This window comes from Paenibacillus sp. FSL K6-2862, assembly GCF_038005125.1.
Classification (GTDB): domain Bacteria; phylum Bacillota; class Bacilli; order Paenibacillales; family Paenibacillaceae; genus Paenibacillus; species Paenibacillus illinoisensis_A.
This window is the reverse complement of record NZ_JBBOSN010000001.1, coordinates 5,503,140-5,520,401: the sequence shown is the minus strand read 5'-3', so window position 1 is coordinate 5,520,401 and position 17,262 is coordinate 5,503,140. Positions and strand designations below refer to the sequence as shown.

At 46.3% G+C, this 17,262-nt stretch carries 18 protein-coding genes; 9 read left to right on the top strand and 9 right to left on the bottom strand.

Annotated features, from left to right (window positions below; translation table 11 throughout):
* Positions 1-27 precede the first annotated feature (27 nt).
* The 3 genes from MHB82_RS24900 (at position 28) to MHB82_RS24890 (ending at position 2,920) form a co-directional block, all read left to right on the top strand.
* Positions 28-1,062: a Gfo/Idh/MocA family protein gene (locus MHB82_RS24900; protein ID WP_341176115.1), complete on the top strand. Its 1,035-nt coding sequence runs from the start codon at positions 28-30 to the stop codon at positions 1,060-1,062.
* Between the two features lie 4 nt (positions 1,063-1,066).
* Positions 1,067-2,056 (top strand): Gfo/Idh/MocA family protein, encoded by a 990-nt coding sequence (locus tag MHB82_RS24895; protein WP_341176114.1) that lies wholly within the window; start codon positions 1,067-1,069, stop codon positions 2,054-2,056.
* A 222-nt stretch (positions 2,057-2,278) separates the two neighbouring features.
* Positions 2,279-2,920 carry an NAD(P)-dependent oxidoreductase gene (locus MHB82_RS24890; RefSeq protein WP_341176113.1) on the top strand — a complete coding sequence of 214 codons (642 nt, stop codon included), beginning with the start codon at positions 2,279-2,281 and terminating at the stop codon, positions 2,918-2,920.
* Positions 2,921-3,053: 133 nt separating this feature from the next.
* On the opposite strand, the gene MHB82_RS24885 is transcribed toward MHB82_RS24890, so the two are convergent.
* The 4 genes from MHB82_RS24885 to MHB82_RS24870 all read right to left on the bottom strand — a co-directional run bounded on the left by MHB82_RS24885 (position 3,054) and on the right by MHB82_RS24870 (position 6,701).
* A complete protein-coding gene (locus MHB82_RS24885; RefSeq protein WP_341176112.1) occupies positions 3,054-3,539 on the bottom strand; it encodes a hypothetical protein in 486 nt (161 codons plus the stop codon).
* A 141-nt stretch (positions 3,540-3,680) separates the two neighbouring features.
* Positions 3,681-4,652 carry a glycoside hydrolase family 53 protein gene (locus MHB82_RS24880; RefSeq protein ID WP_445671271.1) on the bottom strand — a complete coding sequence of 324 codons (972 nt, stop codon included), beginning with the start codon at positions 4,650-4,652 and terminating at the stop codon, positions 3,681-3,683.
* A gap of 294 nt (positions 4,653-4,946) precedes the next feature.
* Positions 4,947-5,984, bottom strand: a complete 1,038-nt coding sequence (locus MHB82_RS24875) for an acyltransferase family protein (protein WP_127538924.1) — start codon at positions 5,982-5,984, stop codon at positions 4,947-4,949.
* A 489-nt stretch (positions 5,985-6,473) separates the two neighbouring features.
* Entirely contained in the window at positions 6,474-6,701 is a 228-nt protein-coding gene (locus MHB82_RS24870; protein ID WP_095292093.1) for a hypothetical protein, read from the bottom strand.
* A 250-nt stretch (positions 6,702-6,951) separates the two neighbouring features.
* Between MHB82_RS24870 and ppk1 the strand changes: the two genes are divergently transcribed.
* Complete coding sequence (ppk1, locus tag MHB82_RS24865; RefSeq protein ID WP_110757031.1) at positions 6,952-9,033, top strand: polyphosphate kinase 1; 2,082 nt, start codon at positions 6,952-6,954, stop codon at positions 9,031-9,033.
* On the opposite strand, the gene MHB82_RS24860 is transcribed toward ppk1, so the two are convergent.
* Complete coding sequence (locus MHB82_RS24860; protein WP_110757033.1) at positions 8,993-10,519, bottom strand: Ppx/GppA phosphatase family protein; 1,527 nt, start codon at positions 10,517-10,519, stop codon at positions 8,993-8,995. The two genes, ppk1 and MHB82_RS24860, sit on opposite strands and share 41 nt — an antisense overlap.
* A 25-nt stretch (positions 10,520-10,544) precedes the next feature.
* Positions 10,545-10,799 carry a hypothetical protein gene (locus MHB82_RS24855; protein ID WP_095361273.1) on the bottom strand — a complete coding sequence of 85 codons (255 nt, stop codon included), beginning with the start codon at positions 10,797-10,799 and terminating at the stop codon, positions 10,545-10,547.
* A gap of 236 nt (positions 10,800-11,035) precedes the next feature.
* Between MHB82_RS24855 and MHB82_RS24850 the strand changes: the two genes are divergently transcribed.
* Together MHB82_RS24850 and MHB82_RS24845 are read left to right on the top strand one after the other, a co-directional pair.
* Positions 11,036-11,695 carry a YheC/YheD family protein gene (locus MHB82_RS24850; RefSeq protein ID WP_095361274.1) on the top strand — a complete coding sequence of 220 codons (660 nt, stop codon included), beginning with the start codon at positions 11,036-11,038 and terminating at the stop codon, positions 11,693-11,695.
* Positions 11,696-12,049: 354 nt separating this feature from the next.
* A complete protein-coding gene (locus tag MHB82_RS24845) occupies positions 12,050-12,193 on the top strand; it encodes a sporulation histidine kinase inhibitor Sda (protein WP_017692430.1) in 144 nt (47 codons plus the stop codon).
* Positions 12,194-12,214: 21 nt separating this feature from the next.
* Here the strand turns inward: MHB82_RS24845 and MHB82_RS24840 are convergent, their stop codons facing one another.
* Both MHB82_RS24840 and MHB82_RS24835 read right to left on the bottom strand, forming a co-directional pair.
* Positions 12,215-12,466: a hypothetical protein gene (locus tag MHB82_RS24840; RefSeq protein ID WP_095361275.1), complete on the bottom strand. Its 252-nt coding sequence runs from the start codon at positions 12,464-12,466 to the stop codon at positions 12,215-12,217.
* Positions 12,467-12,540: 74 nt separating this feature from the next.
* Positions 12,541-13,515 (bottom strand): NAD(P)/FAD-dependent oxidoreductase, encoded by a 975-nt coding sequence (locus MHB82_RS24835; protein ID WP_217990005.1) that lies wholly within the window; start codon positions 13,513-13,515, stop codon positions 12,541-12,543.
* 558 nt (positions 13,516-14,073) lie between these two features.
* On the opposite strand from MHB82_RS24835, the gene MHB82_RS24830 reads away from it, so the two are divergent.
* Together MHB82_RS24830 and MHB82_RS24825 are read left to right on the top strand one after the other, a co-directional pair.
* On the top strand, positions 14,074-15,267 hold the full coding sequence (locus MHB82_RS24830) for an NAD(P)/FAD-dependent oxidoreductase (RefSeq protein WP_095361277.1): 1,194 nt from the start codon (positions 14,074-14,076) through the stop codon (positions 15,265-15,267).
* On the top strand, positions 15,264-15,521 hold the full coding sequence (locus MHB82_RS24825) for a hypothetical protein (RefSeq protein WP_095361278.1): 258 nt from the start codon (positions 15,264-15,266) through the stop codon (positions 15,519-15,521). Before MHB82_RS24830 ends, MHB82_RS24825 begins: the two co-directional genes overlap by 4 nt.
* 94 nt (positions 15,522-15,615) lie before the next feature.
* Here MHB82_RS24825 and hemQ read toward each other — a convergent pair whose 3' ends face one another.
* Positions 15,616-16,362: a hydrogen peroxide-dependent heme synthase gene (gene hemQ, locus MHB82_RS24820; protein WP_095361279.1), complete on the bottom strand. Its 747-nt coding sequence runs from the start codon at positions 16,360-16,362 to the stop codon at positions 15,616-15,618.
* Positions 16,363-16,615: 253 nt separating this feature from the next.
* On the opposite strand from hemQ, the gene MHB82_RS24815 reads away from it, so the two are divergent.
* Positions 16,616-16,909: a YuiB family protein gene (locus tag MHB82_RS24815; protein ID WP_095292079.1), complete on the top strand. Its 294-nt coding sequence runs from the start codon at positions 16,616-16,618 to the stop codon at positions 16,907-16,909.
* Positions 16,910-17,262: the final 353 nt, after the last annotated feature.

Below are 17,262 nucleotides of genomic sequence, written 5' to 3'. Positions count from 1 at the left end.
AAAGGATTGTCTTGAGGAGGGAGATACGTGAGAGTTGCTGTACTGGGATGTGGAACAATGGGAACCGTTCATGCCAAAAGTTATGCCAAATTGAAAGAGGTTGAACTCGTTGGTGTCTGTGATGTGGAGAAAGACGATGCAGACAGACTGGCCGCTGCAAGCGGAACGAGGGCGTACAATCGATTTGAGGATCTATTGAATGAAGGACGTCCGGATGTGGTGAGCATCTGTCTACCTACTCCTCTGCACTTTACGTATACGGTTATGGCCGCGGAAGCGGGTGTGCATGTGATCTGTGAGAAACCGGTTAGTTCAACAGCCGAAGAAGCTGAAATGATGGATGTCATTTGTCGTTCGAATAAAGTGCAGTTGTTGGTTGCGCATGTGGGCCGCTTTTTCCCTGCCTATGCTGATGCAGCCCGTCAGATTGTGGCTGGTGTAATAGGAAAACCCGGGGCCGCCCATGCCAGACGTCTCGGGCCCCATCCAGGGCTGATAAAGAACTGGTACAACAATGAGAGGGACAGCGGTGGTGTCATTATGGATCTGATGATCCATGACATCGATTATTTGCGCAGTGTGCTTGGAGAGGTGCGTTCCGTGTATGCACAGCGCAGAACCCTGCCTCATCTGGACTATGCTTGGGTGACTTTGAGATTTGAACAGGGAGCCATCGCCAATCTGGAAGGAATGTGGGGATACCCGGGGCCTTTCCAGACAGCGATCGAGTTCGCCGGGGATCAGGGAATCGTTCATATAAACTCCGAGGAGTCCAAATCCGTGATGATCCGTCAGGTTGGGGCAGCAACGGAACCAATATTAACGACAGGCAAGGATGAGAGAGGGACACGTTCATCTATCGTTTCACGGAAAAGCCCAGAGTTTGAAACTGCCTATGACCGTGAATTGTCTCATTTCATCCAAAGTATCCAGTCCGGATCTCAGCCCGAGGTCACGTTCCAGGATGCGTGTATTGCGTCCAAAATTGCGCGGGCTGCACTCGAATCTGCTCATAGCGGGCAGCCTGTAAACATGTTGGGTTTTGAGGTAAAGGGGGATTAATCGGATGAAAAAGCTGCGTATTGGCATGATTAGCTTCGCTCATTCTCATGCCTTTAGCTACTATCGGGAGCTTATCGCGATTGAGAATGCGGAGGTCGTTGCCATCGCTGATGAGAACAGGGAGCGTGTTCAGAACCTTCTTGAACATGAGCACATCTCGTATTATGAAGATTATCGCAGCATGCTGCAGCTTCCTGAGATAGACGCCGTAATTATATGTTCAGAGAACGTGAATCATGCGAGTATGGTTATGGAAAGTGCCCGCGCGGGCAAGCATATTTTATGTGAAAAACCGCTTGGAGTGGGCATGGATGAAATGGAGATTATGATCGAAATCTGTTCCAAATACGGGGTACAACTGATGACTGCATTCCCATGCAGGTATTTGCCTGCCGTATTGGAGACGAAGAGGGCGCTGGAACGAGGGGAAATTGGGCAAGTGATTGCGGTTAAGGGATACAATCGCGGGACAGCACCAGAGGGGTGGTTTGTGGAGTCTTCTCTATCTGGCGGAGGCGCGATTCTGGATCATACGGTGCATGTAGCTGATCTGCTTCGGTGGTTATTTAAGCGGGAACCGCTAGCGGTATATGCGGAGCAAGGGCACCTGTTTCATGATCTGGAAGTGGAAGATTCGGGGATGGTGCATATCGAATTCGATCAGGGAATAATTGCGTTCATTGATACAAGCTGGTCAAGAAACCGGAGCTATCCGTTCTGGGGAGACGTGAAGCTGGATATCATCGGTACAGAAGGCGTCATACATATGGATGCTTTTGCGCAGACGAATGAAGTATACAGCGATCTAGAGGGTAAAGCGAGGTGGAGCTATTGGGGAGAGCGTATGAATTATTATATGCTGCAGGATTTTGTGGACTCACTCATAGCTGGGAAACGTGTTCCCGTCTCCGGGGAAGATGGTTTACAGGCCGCATCAATTGCTCTGGCTGCATATGAGTCGATCCAGAAAGAAGGCAAAGTAACGATGAAGTAAGAGAACGGACAAGGAGATCGGCACAGGCAATAATATATTGGTGAAACCTAAATTTTAGACCCGTAATGATGAGGAACGTCTGTAATGGATAACCTATCAGGGTCTTTTTGTTTTGACGAAATGATCATTTTTTACAGCGAGGAATAGTTGACAGATTTAGTTGTAACTAATATAGTTACAATATAAGTTATCCCACAAATCAAACTTAAAGGAGAGATGATGATGAAAATCGGAATTATTGGCGCAACAGGCAAGGCAGGTAATCTGATCCTGAAAGAAGCAGCGAGCAGAGGCCATGAAGTAACTGCAATTGTACGTAACGCATCCAAGGTGGAAGACAAAAGCCTGAACGTATTGGAGAAGGATGTATTCGATCTTACTGCGAAGGATGCTCAATCCTTCGACGTTATTGTTAATGCATTCGGCGCACCAGCCGGAAAAGAACATCTGCATGTGGAAGTGGGACAGGCTCTGATCAACATCCTGAAAGATGCTCCTCAAACTCGCCTGATCGTAATAGGCGGGGCTGGCAGTCTGTTCACCGATGAGACGCACTCCCTGCGTGTCGTTGATGCGCCAGGATTCCCTGATGCATACAAACCAACAGCGACAAACCAAGGGAAAAACCTCCAGGACCTGCAAGCATCCTCCGGAATTCAATGGACATTCCTTAGCCCGGCAAGCTTCTTCAATCCCGAAGGTGCACGCACTGGAAAATATCAAACGGGTAAAGATCACATCATTCTGAACAGTGAAGGCAAAAGTTATATCAGCTATGCAGACTATGCCATTGCCTTAGTGGATGAAATTGAAAATGCAGAACACAAAAACGAACGCTTTACTGTCGTAGGCGAAGCGAAGTAACCCTGTTTATATAAAACTAAAACGGACGCCGATCATTTCAATAGATCAGCGTCCGTTTCATTTATTATAGAGATATGGATGTAGCTAATGCTGCGAAAGAATTAAGCGCTTATTTTACCGAATTTTCGGTGGATTAGGTGATATCTGTGGGCTCTACAATGCTCGTTGTATCCATACCATCAGCGCCATCAACGGCATCGATGACACCAACAGCAAGAGTAGTCACTGCAGCAGCCGCCAGAAGATGCTTGGCACCAAGCTTCACTCGGTCCATATCTTCTTCTTTCATGCCTACGACAACATCTTTGCCACCGTTATACACATATTTGGCTGAAACGGCAACGCCCTTTGCCGTGTTGGTCACGGCATCTCCCAAATCGGCAAGTCCTGCCTCGACCGCTGCATCATCTTTTCGAATTGTACCGCTGGCCAGATCATATGTACCACTTGCTAATTGTCCTACCGTTTTCCCCGTGTTAATCGTAGCTTTCTCTACGCCGTTGCCAACCTCCTTAATAAAGGGACTGCCTGCGATCTCACCGACAACCCTTACGCTGCCGCCAAGTACTTTTCCGGTAACTTCCCCTGCGAACTGTCCTAATCCTTTTAAAAAGCTCATCCCTGAACCTCCTCTAGAAACGATAAGTTCTCTTGTAGCTTATTATATTCGTATGCATGCCAAAAAACCAACGGTGTCAGCCCAGACATCGTAAAAAAGACACTGGCCCACCGGGGTCAGCGCCTTTTCGCATACTCGACCTTAGTCGATAAATCCTTCCATGACCACTGTCGGCATCATATTCGACTGCCAAGCGCCTTTGCCATAACCACCGTTATACCCTGGAGTAGCTTGCGGCTCCCAGTAAAAAACGCCTTTTCCTTTTCCGTTTGGCAGGTTGCGAATTTGATTTTTCATGGCGGCCACGAAGCTTTTGCCTGCAGCAGCCTGGTTATTGTCCATCCCGATCTCGGAAATGATGATTTCTTTGCCGTAGCGATTGATCAGGTCTTTCGCATTGTTCACCGTGTTCGTCACCGCTGTGTTCCAGCCGGAAGCCGAAGGATAGAGGGACATGGCAATCATATCGAAGTTAGCCCCATTATTGATTAATCCACCAATATTCCATACATACAGTGCGTTATCGTCTCCGCCCGCCAGATGCACGATTGTTTTGGTTCCAGTGCTCATGGACTTGACGGCATTATGGCCCGTGTTCACCAGCCAAGCGTAATTTTTCATGTTCGAGCCATCCTCCCATAACATGCCGTTGCTGGTTTCGTTTCCGATCTGCACCCAGTCAGGTGTTACCCCTTTGCTCTGCATGGCCGTCATCACGTCACGTGTATGATTCCATACCGCATCCATCAGCTGTTGGAAGGTGTAATTTTTCCAGGCAGCCGGTTTGGTTTGTTGACCAGGGTCAGCCCATGAATCACTGTAGTGTAAAGTCAACATGACGCTCATGCCCGCATTCTTGGCCCGCTGTGCCAAAGCTGCGGCGCGATCCTTATTCATATATCCGTTGCCATAATCATTGGATGGATTAACGAAAACCCGAATACGAACCGAATTGATCTGATAATCATTTTTCAAAATATCAATAATGTCACGCTGTACGCCATTTTTGTCTTTCCACTTGTAACCTTGCGCTTCCATGCCCGGTACCCAACTGATATCTGCCCCTTTGGCGAAGCTGGGAGCTGCGCCGGCATGCTGACCTGCGGGCAGCATAATCGAAGTGAACAACAAAATGAGAACAAGGACAATTGAAGTTTTGTAACCCCTTACAAATCTGACCATTAAAATATTCCTCCCTGAATATTAGAATGAGTTGCAATCTAATTATAGGCGGGAGAACTGTACCGCCACAGGGTTCATTTCCAATATTTTGGTTGTTTTTTAAACCACTCTTCTGATGGATTTATCGGTAATATGCAAGGAAGCTGCCCCGCATTGGGACAGCCTCTTGAGATGTTCTGTACGAACCTGAGTGAGCACGGTTGTTCATACACAGCAGTTTCTGCTTCAGCTAACCGGTGTTGTCTGTGGTGCTGGAGTGGGTACATGAGGTGTAATAGGACGTTTTTTGCGTTTGAGATAACGATTGGTGAAGCGATTTTCTATGACTTCATAAGAAATATGAGAGATTAAGGTTGCGATAATCAGACCGGCTACAAATGTGATGGATACCGATACATAATCAGGCAAATTGAAGCGCGCCATTACTCGCTGGAAGGGAAATAGGGCAAAGGGATGCAGGAGATAAAAGCTGTAGCTTATCGTTCCGAAGTACTGGAAAAAGCGAGTACTCAACACATTTGATAAAACTCCATGTTCCTTGATGATCAGATAGAAGAAATACACGCCGAAGATGATCGAAAAATAAATATCCCCGAAGTATGTAGCCAGATAAATGATGATTAAGGCTAAGAGCGAGTGCAGCTTGGAGGGGAGAAAATTAAACTTCTCACTAGCGTAATAGGCCAGAACTCCTGTTAGAAAGAACAGTGCCCGCGGCATGCGAATGACGACAGCCAAAGTGATGGCAAGACCCAGTATGATTAAAAACCACTTCATGTATTTATTGTTTAAGGGTTTGAGTGATACGAAGAAAATGACGCTGACCAGGTAAAAAGCAAATTCATAACTGAGTGTTCTTGCATTACGAACAGCTTCTTCAAGTGGAAAAACACCTGGAAGCATGAACAATCCATAAATGAAATTCAGAATGTATTCCGAAGCCGTCAAATTGGCCAACCAATCAAATTGAATTACAGGTCCTGCCACAAACATAATGACAAGCAAGGGGAGATATACCGGATAGATTCGTATGATGCGATTATAGACAAACTGTCCAATCTTCCCGTGTTTCACTAAACTTTGCACAATAAGATAACCACTAATCATGAAGAAAACATCAACACCGATTTCTGCCAAGACCAAGGTAGCGTGCTCGTTCATGGTAAGGTAACCGCCGTTAATCGACATGGATATAACATGTCCGACAAAAACCATTAGTGCACATAATCCACGCAGTCCGTGAATTGTATGGTTCTTACTCACGTCAACACCATCTCCAATTTATAAAATGATTATTTGTCTATTGAGGCAAGAGTACCGTGTATGTATTCACAACCCACCTTTCGTTACAGCCTATGAAATAAAACCAAGGGTTAACAGCCAGTGTGTTCCGATTGATGATACAAAATGTATCATTGTATTATTTGAATCATAACACTTGATAAATTAATTGACAATAAGTTAAGAAAAATTTGAAAATTTCATTTTCTTTTCATTTCATTTTATTCGGTCCTACACAAAAATGGACAAATAAAAAAAGCCGTCCGAAGACGGCTTTTCTACCCGTGGCGCTTTTTAAAACCTTGATCCGTATCCCGCGCCTCCACCAGTCTCATTTAATTTGAGCTAGTGGATCGGGTAAGGGACACGTTCAACATGTGATTAGAAATGTTGACGCACCTCCTTTCCTTGTGGCAAGAGTATACAACACCTGGTTTCGGAAAGCTAGTCTTTTTTTCGTATTAACGTAAATTATTTTTCGGTCTGGAACATCGTCATATCTCGTGCATAATGACTCTTCGTTCCATTCTCGTTACGAATACGCACGCTATCTTCGCTGATCCGCTCGACAATCCCGCGACCCACTTCGCAATATACACCAGCCGGGTCTTCTTGCCATGCCGTTACGACACATTGGGAGAGGGCAGCGGTGAAAAATTCTATATTTTTTTGTAACGTTCTAGGTTTATTCGATTTCATTATATACTCCTTTAATAAACGACGTATTTGGAAGAAGAACAGCAACCGGACCAAATCGCACTGTACCTCACTTTACTCTGTCTACTGCACTTTGTAAAGGGATGGAAAAAGTTATCGTCATGAGGTATCATTTACATAAATTTTACACTGATTTTACACTGCGATGACGCTTGTATCCAATCACGGATAGTACAATTATAGTAGAACCAACTAAACAAGGATTGATATGCAACACATTCGGAGGCCATACATGCATAGAGATATTAAAACAGGCAACTATGTTAACCGTGACTTAAGCTGGGTTGAGTTTAATCGTCGTGTGCTTCAGGAGGCTCAGGATTCTACCACACCTCTGTTGGAACGGTTGAGATTTCTCGGGATTGTAGCCAGTAATCTGGACGAGTTCATGAGTGTAAGGGTAGCAGAGACGAAAGAGAAAATTAAAGCAGGATTTACCCAAAAGGATTTCACAGGCTACACCCCGTCCGGTTTATATCGGAGATTGATCAAACGAACAGGTGCCATGGTGGCTGAGCAATATAAAACGTATCGGGAATTGATTCGCCTGCTCGCCAAAAAGGGTGTTGTTCTACAAGAGTATAACGAGCTTAATGGAACACAGCAACGGGCAATGGATCAATATTTTCATGATATTATTTTCCCTGTATTGACACCCATGGCCGTGGATCAGAGCCGTCCATTTCCACTGGTGCATAATAAATCGGTCTATCTCGCTGTGATGCTTCAGAAGGAAGAGGAGCAGGAGGATGAGCCGTTTTTTGCGATTGTTCAGGTCCCCTCGAATCTGCCGCGGGTTGTTCCCGTACCTCTGCGTGCAAACAGCAAAAAGAAAACATTCATATTAATAGAAGATTTGATCAAACATCATACACATACCCTGTTTAGCGGATATATTCCGCTGGCTGTGCAGGAATTCAGGCTGACCCGTAACGCGGACCTCTCCTTTAATGAAGAGGAAGCGGAAGATTTGCTGGAAGCCATCGAGAAGGAATTGCGCCGCCGCCGCCGGGGAGCTCCTGTCCGGCTGGAAGTGCGTAAGGATTTTCGTTCAGATGCACTGCTTGAATTGCAGGAGGAATTCGAGATTCAGGATCCGGTATATGAAATTGATGGTCCGCTGGATCTGAGTTTCCTGGCTGGATTTGTAGACAGCATCGAAGGCTTCTCTCATTTGAAATATAGCCCCGTTCAGCCGGTGTATCCGCCGGAATTTTTACCGCGGGAGAGCCATTTTGAACTGCTGCGCAAACGGGACGTACTCGTTCATCATCCTTATGAATCGTTTGAACCAGTCACAGATTTTGTCCTTGAGGCATCGGAAGATCCACGAGTCATGGCAATCAAGATGACATTGTACCGGGTAAACGGGGATTCACGTCTCATTCCGGCTCTGGCTCATGCAGCTGAGAGTGGCAAACAAGTGACCGTTGTAGTGGAGTTGAAGGCACGCTTTGATGAAGAACGCAACATTGCGTGGGCGCGCAAGCTGGAAAAGGCAGGCTGCCACGTTGTATATGGTTTGGTTGGTTTGAAGACCCATGCAAAAATTATTCTTGTTGTGCGCAGGGAACAGAGTGGCTTAAGACGTTATGTTCACGTTGGAACAGGCAACTATAACGAGAGTACGGCGAAGGTCTACACTGACGTAGGACTGTTCACCTCCAATCCGATCATTGGTGAAGATGCATCGGAGCTCTTTAATGAAATAACCGGTTATTCGGGACCGAAGGCCATGCAGGCTTTCCGCGTTGCTCCAGATGGCATGAAGGATGAACTGTTTTCACTCATACGGAGGGAGACAGAGCATGCACTTAAGGGGAAACGGGCCCGCATTATTGCCAAAATCAACTCGTTATCTCACCAGGATATGATTGATGAATTATATGTTGCATCCCAGGCAGGTGTACAGATCGATTTAATTGTCCGCGGGGTGTGCTGCCTTCGCCCAGGTGTTGAGGGACTCAGCGAAAATATTCGGGTGATCAGCATCGTGGATCGATTTTTGGAGCACTCTCGTCTGTTTTACTTTGAGAATAGCGGGAACCCGGATGTATATATCTCCAGCGCAGACTGGATGACCCGGAATCTGAAACGGAGAATTGAACTGATGTGCCCGGTATTTGATCCGTCACTCAAGAAGATGCTTGTCGACATCCTGAATCTGTCCCTGAATGACAATGTGAAGGCAAGGGAATTGATGCCTGGCGGCAATTATGTTTTTGTGGAAAACGAAAAGCCCCCGCTGAGAAGTCAGACGGAGGCAATGGGCATTATTCCTTGGAAGCCAGCAGAGTGGAGTATGTCAACTTAACGTCCCAAGCTTCTTCCAGATCCTTGGCGGCTTCTTCCAGGCCATGCATTTCCAGTAACGGCTCGGCTGAGCAGATGAGTTTGATCTGCAGCGAGCCGTTTTCTTTGGTTACATGTATCGCAGAGATTCGCTCCGAACGATGAATGGCCTCGGCTATGCGCAAGATGGAGCCCAATCGGTGAGCGTGCCGTTCATCCGAATCCTTCAGAATGTCCCGGTGCTTATTCAGCAGCTGGGGCGTTCTTTTTTTGGGATGATAATCGGCTGTGATAGCTGTCAGCACGGTCTCCCGATGGGAAAGTCCGTATATGCCCGCATTCATAATCCAATACGCCGAGTGCTGGGGATAACGGAAATAATTGATCTGTTTTCCTGCCCCATGAAGCATGCAGGCGGTATATAGGATTCGGGCATCTGCTGGTTTGGGTGTGTCCCCCTCCAACGCCTCATAGAGCACCGCTGCATCCTGATGGATTTGTTTCAGCTTCTTCTCGGGAACTGGCGGGCCAAAATGAATGAAGTTGCGGATGCTGTCCTCCAGTGCAGTAGGAGAGGCAGGCCGGTGCGGGGCCATCAGATCACGCAAAATCCCATCACGCAATCCCGCTCCGCTTACGACATAACGATCTCCCTGAAGAATGTCGAAGACCGTTCTGAGAATCAGAACACCAGGCACAATGATGTCAGCACGATCCTTCGCCAGACCAGGCACCTTTTTGCGCTGACCTGATGTGAGATAAGGCAGTGATTTGGCCAGGTTTTCCATAGCTGAAGCGTTGATCTCGTAGTGGTGGGTTACGGGTAACGAGTATTGTGTTCTTTTTTGCTCAATTTTGGCCAAAGTACGCATGGTACCTCCAAGACCGATGAGCGGAAGACCTGGATGCTGACGGATCCAATCCTGATCTTTCAGTGCCTGAGTGACATCATTGCACAGCGCAGCAACATTTGCTTCAGACCAGGAATCCTCCCCGCCATACCTGGCATGCGAGTTTACGGCACCAATGGGCAGAGAGATACTGTGGAGTCTTTTGCGATCCCGGAATACGGTTACTTCCGTACTACCGCCTCCGATATCCACGACATAGCCATCCTGCAGATCAATGGACTGAATAACCCCAAGAAAGCCGTAATACGCTTCCTGATCTCCGGAGGCACATTCAATCTCAAGTCCGGTCTCCTCTTCAAGCCAGCCAATGATCTGCGCAGCGTTGCGTGCATTGCGAATGGCAGCTGTAGCCGCAGCACGAATGACTTTCGTTTGGAATGCGTCACAAGTAGCCTTGAATTGCTGCAAGACCGTGATGGCTTTTTCCAGCGAATGACGCAGGATCTGCCCGTCCTCTTCAACCACGTTGCTGAGGCGCGCAGCATATTTATCTTCATGAATAATCCGGTAGGCTCCTTCATGATCCAGTTCGTAAATAACGAGACGAATGGAGTTGGAGCCAATATCGATAATACCGAGAGTTCCTTTTGAGTTCATATGCATCTCCTTCTAGACAGGTATTCTACCCAAGTTGCAGCAGGGCAGCCATGGCTTCCGGTGAACCTGGAGGGGTGGAGGAGAAGGGCGTGGTCAGCATTACCACAATAATGAAGACAATGAAACAGGCAAACAGTATGCAGCTTACGGCAAAACCGCGATTGCGTTTCTTCATAAACAGCCGAATACCTGTAACGAAAAGAAGTACTGTGACGGCGACCAGGACAATGGACATTGCGAAATAGGCTATGCCATACAGTGATTTGAAAAATGCTTCCATATTTTCTGAACGCTCCTTAGATCCTCTTATTTAAGCCTTTCCATTACATTCCTTAGTAGCATACGACAGATTGATGCGTTTGAAAAGTGAACCAGACGTGTGTGCCTTTCTATAAACAAGCCTATAGACACTTCTTACGGAAAAGGGGCAACCGCCTTGGACAGACATCCAAGAGGGGACGGCTTCTGTTGAGTATGTATATGGAAGGACCATTGTTCAGGAAAGGAGATCAACCCATGTCAAGACAGCTTGCAAGCAAATGGCTGAAGACGGCAGCACTGATGAAATATCCGGTAGCAGCTGTCCATATCCCGCAGACGATGGCATTTAATTCGAGAAATCTGCTGCACATGCTCAGCCGTTATGGAATGGTGTATATCAAACCTATAGTCGGTGGCGGAGGTTATGGTGTTATCAGGGTATCCACAAGCGGGGGGAACTACCGCTATACGCATATGAAAGTTACACGTACATTTACCAACTACGGCCAGATGTATCGCTCGCTGGTACGGATTAAAGTCAGACGGAGATACCTGATCCAGCAGGGAATTCATTTGGCAACGATACAGGGCAGACCTGTGGATTACAGAGTGAAAGTCGTCAAAACCGAGCGAGGCTGGGTTTTCCGTTCCATGGTAGGGCGCTTGGCTCGTCCCGGATTGTGTGTAACCAATCTGAGCAAAGGCGGGACGATGCTGCAAGGCAGAAGGGCACTTGGTTTATCCCTCCCTCATATATCCACCAGACACAAACGCCGGGAGATGCGTTCATTGACGTTGACATGCACTCAGATTATGGAAAGGCAATTTCCAGGTGTAGGTCAACTCGGTTTCGATTATGGGCTCGATCACTCCGGGAAGATATGGATTCTGGAAGTGAACACCAGACCTCAATAAAAAAAGTGAAAAAATATAAAAAAAACCAAGATTACACCGATAAACATATAGAGAAAATATTATGGAAAACGTTTGAAGTAAAAACAAAATGGGTAATTTACACGGAATAAGTCTTGAAACTATGAGTTGACGCTAAAAAAAAATTCTCTCACATTCGTTCTAATAGAAACGTTACGATCCTGTGCATAAGTTATGTCCACATTATCCACGTTGCTTAATCAACATTTTTACCATTTATCAACAACCTATGCACAGGATTTCCACAAAACCTTGTGGATAACAGAACGCTTGTTCTCTATATAAATCTCTGATATGATAGTTTTGAGGAAAAAAAAGGAAAGGTTGTGGCGGGAAATGGCTATGTTATCCGATGAGATGTTATTGGATTCCTACCATAAGGCGATTGAACTTAATCTCGAGAGAGATTTCATCGCGCTGCTATTGGCAGAAATCCATAAGCGCAAACTGGGTACCGACGTATCTGCCATTCTTCACTAGAGATCCTCATTGCAGGCAATGTTATAGGTTTCCGGACATGTCCCATTGTGCTACAGACCAGAGGGTGCTTGTATGACAATGGTGACAGTACAACATATGCATGCAACCGTTTTCGTTTTCGTCTTCCTCTATCATGGAAGTCTGTAACGAATAGGGGCTGTACGGTCCGGTGTAATCTTCCAATTTGCCGCATTCTGTCAGTCCCTGAAGGCAGTGGGGACAAGCCTGCTCCGGTACAACCAGACCGTTACACAGCGGGCATATATAAGACAAGGGTATCCCTCCTGATATTGAATGTTCAGGAGTAAGATACCCTTTTTTGTGCCTTTTATGTGATTCGCGTAAAACTATCGTTTCATATTACTGCTGTGTCCTGGGGACAACTTCGCATCTGGGTCGAAGTAAACCTTCGCGTTGTTCACAGCGGTTGGTGCTTCACCGAACCCAACAGCGATCAGCTTCAGCTTGCCTGGGTATGTTGTAATATCCCCGGCAGCAAAAATGCCTGGAATGGATGTTTCCATACGGGAGTCAACAACGATGGAGTTGCTATCAATTTCAATACCCCACTCGGCAATAGGCCCGAGCGATGATACAAATCCAAAGTTGACGATCACGGCATCGACGTCAATTTCTTGTGTTTCTTTGGTTTTGACGTGTGACAGGGTGACTTTGGTAATAGCGTCATCCCCGTGCAGCTCCGTAATCTCCGTAGGTGTAACCACGTTGACTTTGGAGTTCATCAGATTCTCCACACTGTGCTCATGTGCACGGAATTTGTCACGACGGTGGATCAGGGTTACTTGTTCTGCGATTGGCTCGAGCATAAGTGCCCAGTCTACGGCAGAGTCACCGCCACCACTGATCAGTACTTTTTTGCCGGCAAAGGCATTCAAATCACTGATGAAGTAATGCAGATTCGATTTTTCGAACTTGGCTGCACCTTCAAGTTCCAGGCGACGTGGTTCGAAGGCACCAACACCGGCAGTGATGATTACTGCTTTGGCATGATACTCGTTTACATCGGTTTTGACGATGAAATGACGCTCGTCCAGTTTTTCAACGGATACTACTTTTTCTTCAAGACGAATATTGGGGTTAAAGTGGCTCATCTGCTCAATCAGGTTGTTTACCAATTCCTGAGCCGTCACTTTGGGGAACCCTGCAACGTCATAAATGTATTTTTCAGGATATAGCGCAGCCAATTGTCCACCAAGTTGTGGCATGCTTTCAACGAGAGTAACGGATGCCTGACGCATCCCTCCGTAAAATGCGGCAAACAGACCCGCAGGGCCGCCACCAATAATAAGTAAATCGGTCATGTCATGACCGGCAGTTTGTGCAGTCAAGAATCAACAACACCTTTCTTATTTTAATAGGTAGTTAACAGAAATAATGTAGCCGGATACCTCATGTAGCCAGCGTTTGTTGCTGAACTGTCTTTCTCATTATAAACGGTGTAAACTGGGTTGCAAAGTTGGTAACGGGACTAACATGGGAACAATTGATGAAGATCAGGTGAGAATAGGATGAAATTGGAAATGAAAGGTTATGAAAGATAACAAAAAAAACCTTGATATTTACCAGAAATACAGATATTCTTGACCTGTACTATGTGTTTTTTTGTCTAAATAAAAGCCAATTTGTAAAACGAAGACAAGACCTGTAATTTGTTGATTCTTGTGTATAATTTCACAACTTTAATTGGACATGTACATACAAAATATTCAAATAAATTCGTGAAGTTAACATTTGTCGTCATATGGATAAGACCTCATCCATATTTTGTAGTAAGTACAGCTGAAGGTAATGCTACCCGAATGAAGATACAAAATGTTGTAAAAGTAGATGATGTGAGTGAAACCGGAAGGGGTTAAGACATGAGCAGCATTCCCAAAATCGTCATTCTCGGCGCGGGCTATGGCGGGATTTTAACAGCCCAGCGGCTGCAGAAGGAATTAAATTATAATGAAGCCGACGTCACATTGGTGAATCGGCATGATTATCACTATATTACAACCCACCTACATATGCCAGCAGCCGGTACGGATTCGATTGAGCATGCGAGGGTGCCGATTTCCAAGCTGATTGATGAATTCAAGATTGATTTGGTCAAGTCGTCAGTAAAGGAGATTCGTCTTCAGGATCGCAAGGTCATTTTGGAAGATGGAACGTTATCTTATGACTATCTGATTATTGGACTCGGCGGTGAACCGGAGACCTTCGGTATTCCGGGCATGCTGGATCATGCCATGACCATTCGCAGCATCAACTCGGTACGACTCATTCGTGAGCATATCGAATATCAGTTTGCCATGTACAAAAACGATAATAAACGTAACCGCATACGTTTTGTAGTTGGCGGGGCAGGTTTCAGCGGAGTTGAGTTTGTGGCGGAGCTTGCTGACCGCATTCCGCAGTTGTGCAAGGAATTCGACGTAAATCCGAAAAATGTGCATATCTACAACGTAGAGGCAGCGCCTTCAGCCCTGCCTGGCTTCGATCCGGAGCTGGTAGAGCATGCAATGAATGTGCTCAAGAAGAAGGGTGTAACCTTCAAAATCGGTGTTCCAATCAAGCAATGTTTGCCGGATGGTGTCATTGTGGGTGAAGGTGAAAAAATTGATGCTGCCACGGTGGTATGGACCGGTGGAATCCGTGGTAACGCACTGCTTGAACAGGCTGGACTTGAAGTGATGCGCGGCCGGGTGAAAGTGGACGAATATTTGCGAGCTCCTGGACATGAGCATGTCTATGTTATTGGGGACAATTCACTCGTATTTAACGGGGAAGGACGTCCATATCCACCAACAGCCCAGATTGCCATGCAGCAAGGTGTGAACTGCGCCAAAAACGTTGTCGCTGCCATTCGCAAAAAACAGCCACAGCCTTTTGTGTTTACCAGCAAGGGAACGGTTGCTTCGCTTGGTAAAGGGGAAGCCATTGCTGTGGTTGGCGGCAAAAAATATAAGGGCTGGAAAGCAGCCCAGCTGAAGAAACTGGTGGATCTCCGGTACTTGTTCATCATCGGTGGAATCCCGCTTGTGCTGAAGAAGGGGCGGTTTTTTGGATGAGACATTGCAGTGTTCAAGTTCGCGGCCTGCTTACGCGTGATGAGCTGGATCGTTATAATGCCCTGATGCAGGTAGGGGGTTATCTTGAGGAGCAGAACCAGTATGACCTGGCTTATATTGTGCAAAAGGAAGTAGACATTCTCATCCTGCCTGCAATTGAGCGGTTGAAGGAAAAGGGACGGGATCGTGACCGGGCCACGGCCGAGTTTCTGGAATCGCTCAAGGCAATGGAAGAAGAAGAGGACCGGGATTAATTCGGAGTTTGAACATTTCTGGATATAATGAATACCATAAAAAAGCACCGGTGACTTTCCCCTTGGGAGTGTCATCGGTGCTTTTGTGTTTTACTTACAGTTTCAGCATATCTTCCAGCGAACCTTCGCCCAGCAGGCTTCCCACATAGAACGAACCGAATTCGCCATAACGTGCGCTAACTTCATCAAACCGCATTTCGTAAACCAGTTTTTTGAACTGGAGTGCATCGTCTGCAAACAGGGTAACGCCCCATTCCCAATCGTCGAAACCAACGGATCCGGTAATGATCTGTTTAACTTTACCAGCATAGCTGCGACCAATCATGCCATGGCTGCGCATCATACTGCGGCGTTCGTCCATGGACAGCATGTACCAGTTGTCGGCCAATTCGCGTTTTTTGTTCATTGGGTAGAAGCAGATGTACTGGCGCTGCGGCAATACCGGCTTGAGACGTGCAACGATTTCCGGGTTTTGCATCGGATCTTCGCCTTCTTTGCCAAGATAGTTGCTCAGTTCCACGACGCTGACGTAGGAATACGATTTGGTCGTGTATTGTGCAAACATCGTTTTGTTGAACGCGTTCTCGACGGCCTTGAGGTCCTCAAGTGTTTCACGCAGGTGCATCATGACAAGGTCAGCTTTTTGGCCGACTACAGTATAGACCACAGTGCTTCCTTTGGAAGAATCTTCGACATCCTTCCATTCTTTCCAAAACTCTTGAAGCTCGTCCAGTGCTACGGCACGTTCCTCGTCATCGGCTGCTTTCCAAGCGGCCCAGTTAATCGAGCGGAAGTCATGCAGGGCATACCAGCCCTCCAGTGTTGATGCGGCTTCGTTCATTGGTTCTGTTCCTCCTGCAGTTTATATTTCCAAATCCCATGAGGGACGGTTAAGAAAAACTATATCGTTTACATTGTATCCCAACATTGAGCACAAGGGCAAATGAAGAGAACATGAATATAGGAGGATTTATCCAGAAAGTTCGTTGCTTCGCCACATTTTTTGCGGTACACTATCTACTAGCCAGAGAAGAAAATACAGTAAGTTATGCAAAATAAGCCCTGAGTTCATAAGAAGAGGTGAACGTCACCCGATGCAGTTTATACCTGTGCTGGTATTAATGGTGTTATTTTTCGTGATGATGTTTGGGATCGGTTTCATTCTGAATATGTTGATGAAGACTACCTGGTTTCCTTCTTACCTGTTCATCATTGTGATCCTGCCTGTTGTGGTGTATTCCTTGTGGGATCACACGGCTTCACTGATGACCCATCTGGGCTCGTTCCAGATTGTCGATTATCTGACCGGTGTGGCTGGGCTAGCAGGTGCAATCATCAGTGGTTGGACCATTCGCAAACTTCGACTGGGCGGGTATAAAATGTTTTAACCGGCTGAGCTTCATATCTTGCCCTGACTGCCATGGATAATTGAAACAAAGAGTCTTGCCTTTCTCGTAACCGCTTACGCGAGCAAAGGGAGGGCTTTTTGTCATATGTAATGAAAATAGACATAATTGATCCGCTGAGCTGCATACACATGTGGATAACTATTTCTAAATAGTTTCACTTGTTTTATATGGCTGGAGCTTTTATAGTATTCTAGCAACTCTGCGAAAACGTGAATGCTGTCGACCTAGGACGAAACGGAGCGAGAACAGGCCATCTTTTTACCTGTTTTTGAACATTTGAAGATCAGGCATTTATGATAGAATAGATAAACACACTTTTGGGGAGAAGGAGA

Bases quoted from the DNA above. Each gene is read 5' to 3' on its own strand.
- MHB82_RS24895 (WP_341176114.1), top strand. From the start codon at position 1,067: ATGAAAAAGCTGCGTATTGGCATGATTAGCTTCGCTCATTCTCATGCC.
- MHB82_RS24890 (WP_341176113.1), top strand. From the start codon at position 2,279: ATGAAAATCGGAATTATTGGCGCAACAGGCAAGGCAGGTAATCTGATC.
- MHB82_RS24885 (WP_341176112.1), bottom strand. From the start codon at position 3,539: ATGAGCTTTTTAAAAGGATTAGGACAGTTCGCAGGGGAAGTTACCGGA.
- MHB82_RS24880 (WP_445671271.1), bottom strand. From the start codon at position 4,652: ATGCTGCCCGCAGGTCAGCATGCCGGCGCAGCTCCCAGCTTCGCCAAA.
- MHB82_RS24870 (WP_095292093.1), bottom strand. From the start codon at position 6,701: ATGAAATCGAATAAACCTAGAACGTTACAAAAAAATATAGAATTTTTC.
- ppk1 (WP_110757031.1), top strand. From the start codon at position 6,952: ATGCATAGAGATATTAAAACAGGCAACTATGTTAACCGTGACTTAAGC.
- MHB82_RS24860 (WP_110757033.1), bottom strand. From the start codon at position 10,519: ATGAACTCAAAAGGAACTCTCGGTATTATCGATATTGGCTCCAACTCC.
- MHB82_RS24855 (WP_095361273.1), bottom strand. From the start codon at position 10,799: ATGGAAGCATTTTTCAAATCACTGTATGGCATAGCCTATTTCGCAATG.
- MHB82_RS24850 (WP_095361274.1), top strand. From the start codon at position 11,036: ATGTCAAGACAGCTTGCAAGCAAATGGCTGAAGACGGCAGCACTGATG.
- MHB82_RS24845 (WP_017692430.1), top strand. From the start codon at position 12,050: ATGGCTATGTTATCCGATGAGATGTTATTGGATTCCTACCATAAGGCG.
- MHB82_RS24835 (WP_217990005.1), bottom strand. From the start codon at position 13,515: ATGACCGATTTACTTATTATTGGTGGCGGCCCTGCGGGTCTGTTTGCC.
- MHB82_RS24830 (WP_095361277.1), top strand. From the start codon at position 14,074: ATGAGCAGCATTCCCAAAATCGTCATTCTCGGCGCGGGCTATGGCGGG.
- MHB82_RS24825 (WP_095361278.1), top strand. From the start codon at position 15,264: ATGAGACATTGCAGTGTTCAAGTTCGCGGCCTGCTTACGCGTGATGAG.
- hemQ (WP_095361279.1), bottom strand. From the start codon at position 16,362: ATGAACGAAGCCGCATCAACACTGGAGGGCTGGTATGCCCTGCATGAC.
- MHB82_RS24815 (WP_095292079.1), top strand. From the start codon at position 16,616: ATGCAGTTTATACCTGTGCTGGTATTAATGGTGTTATTTTTCGTGATG.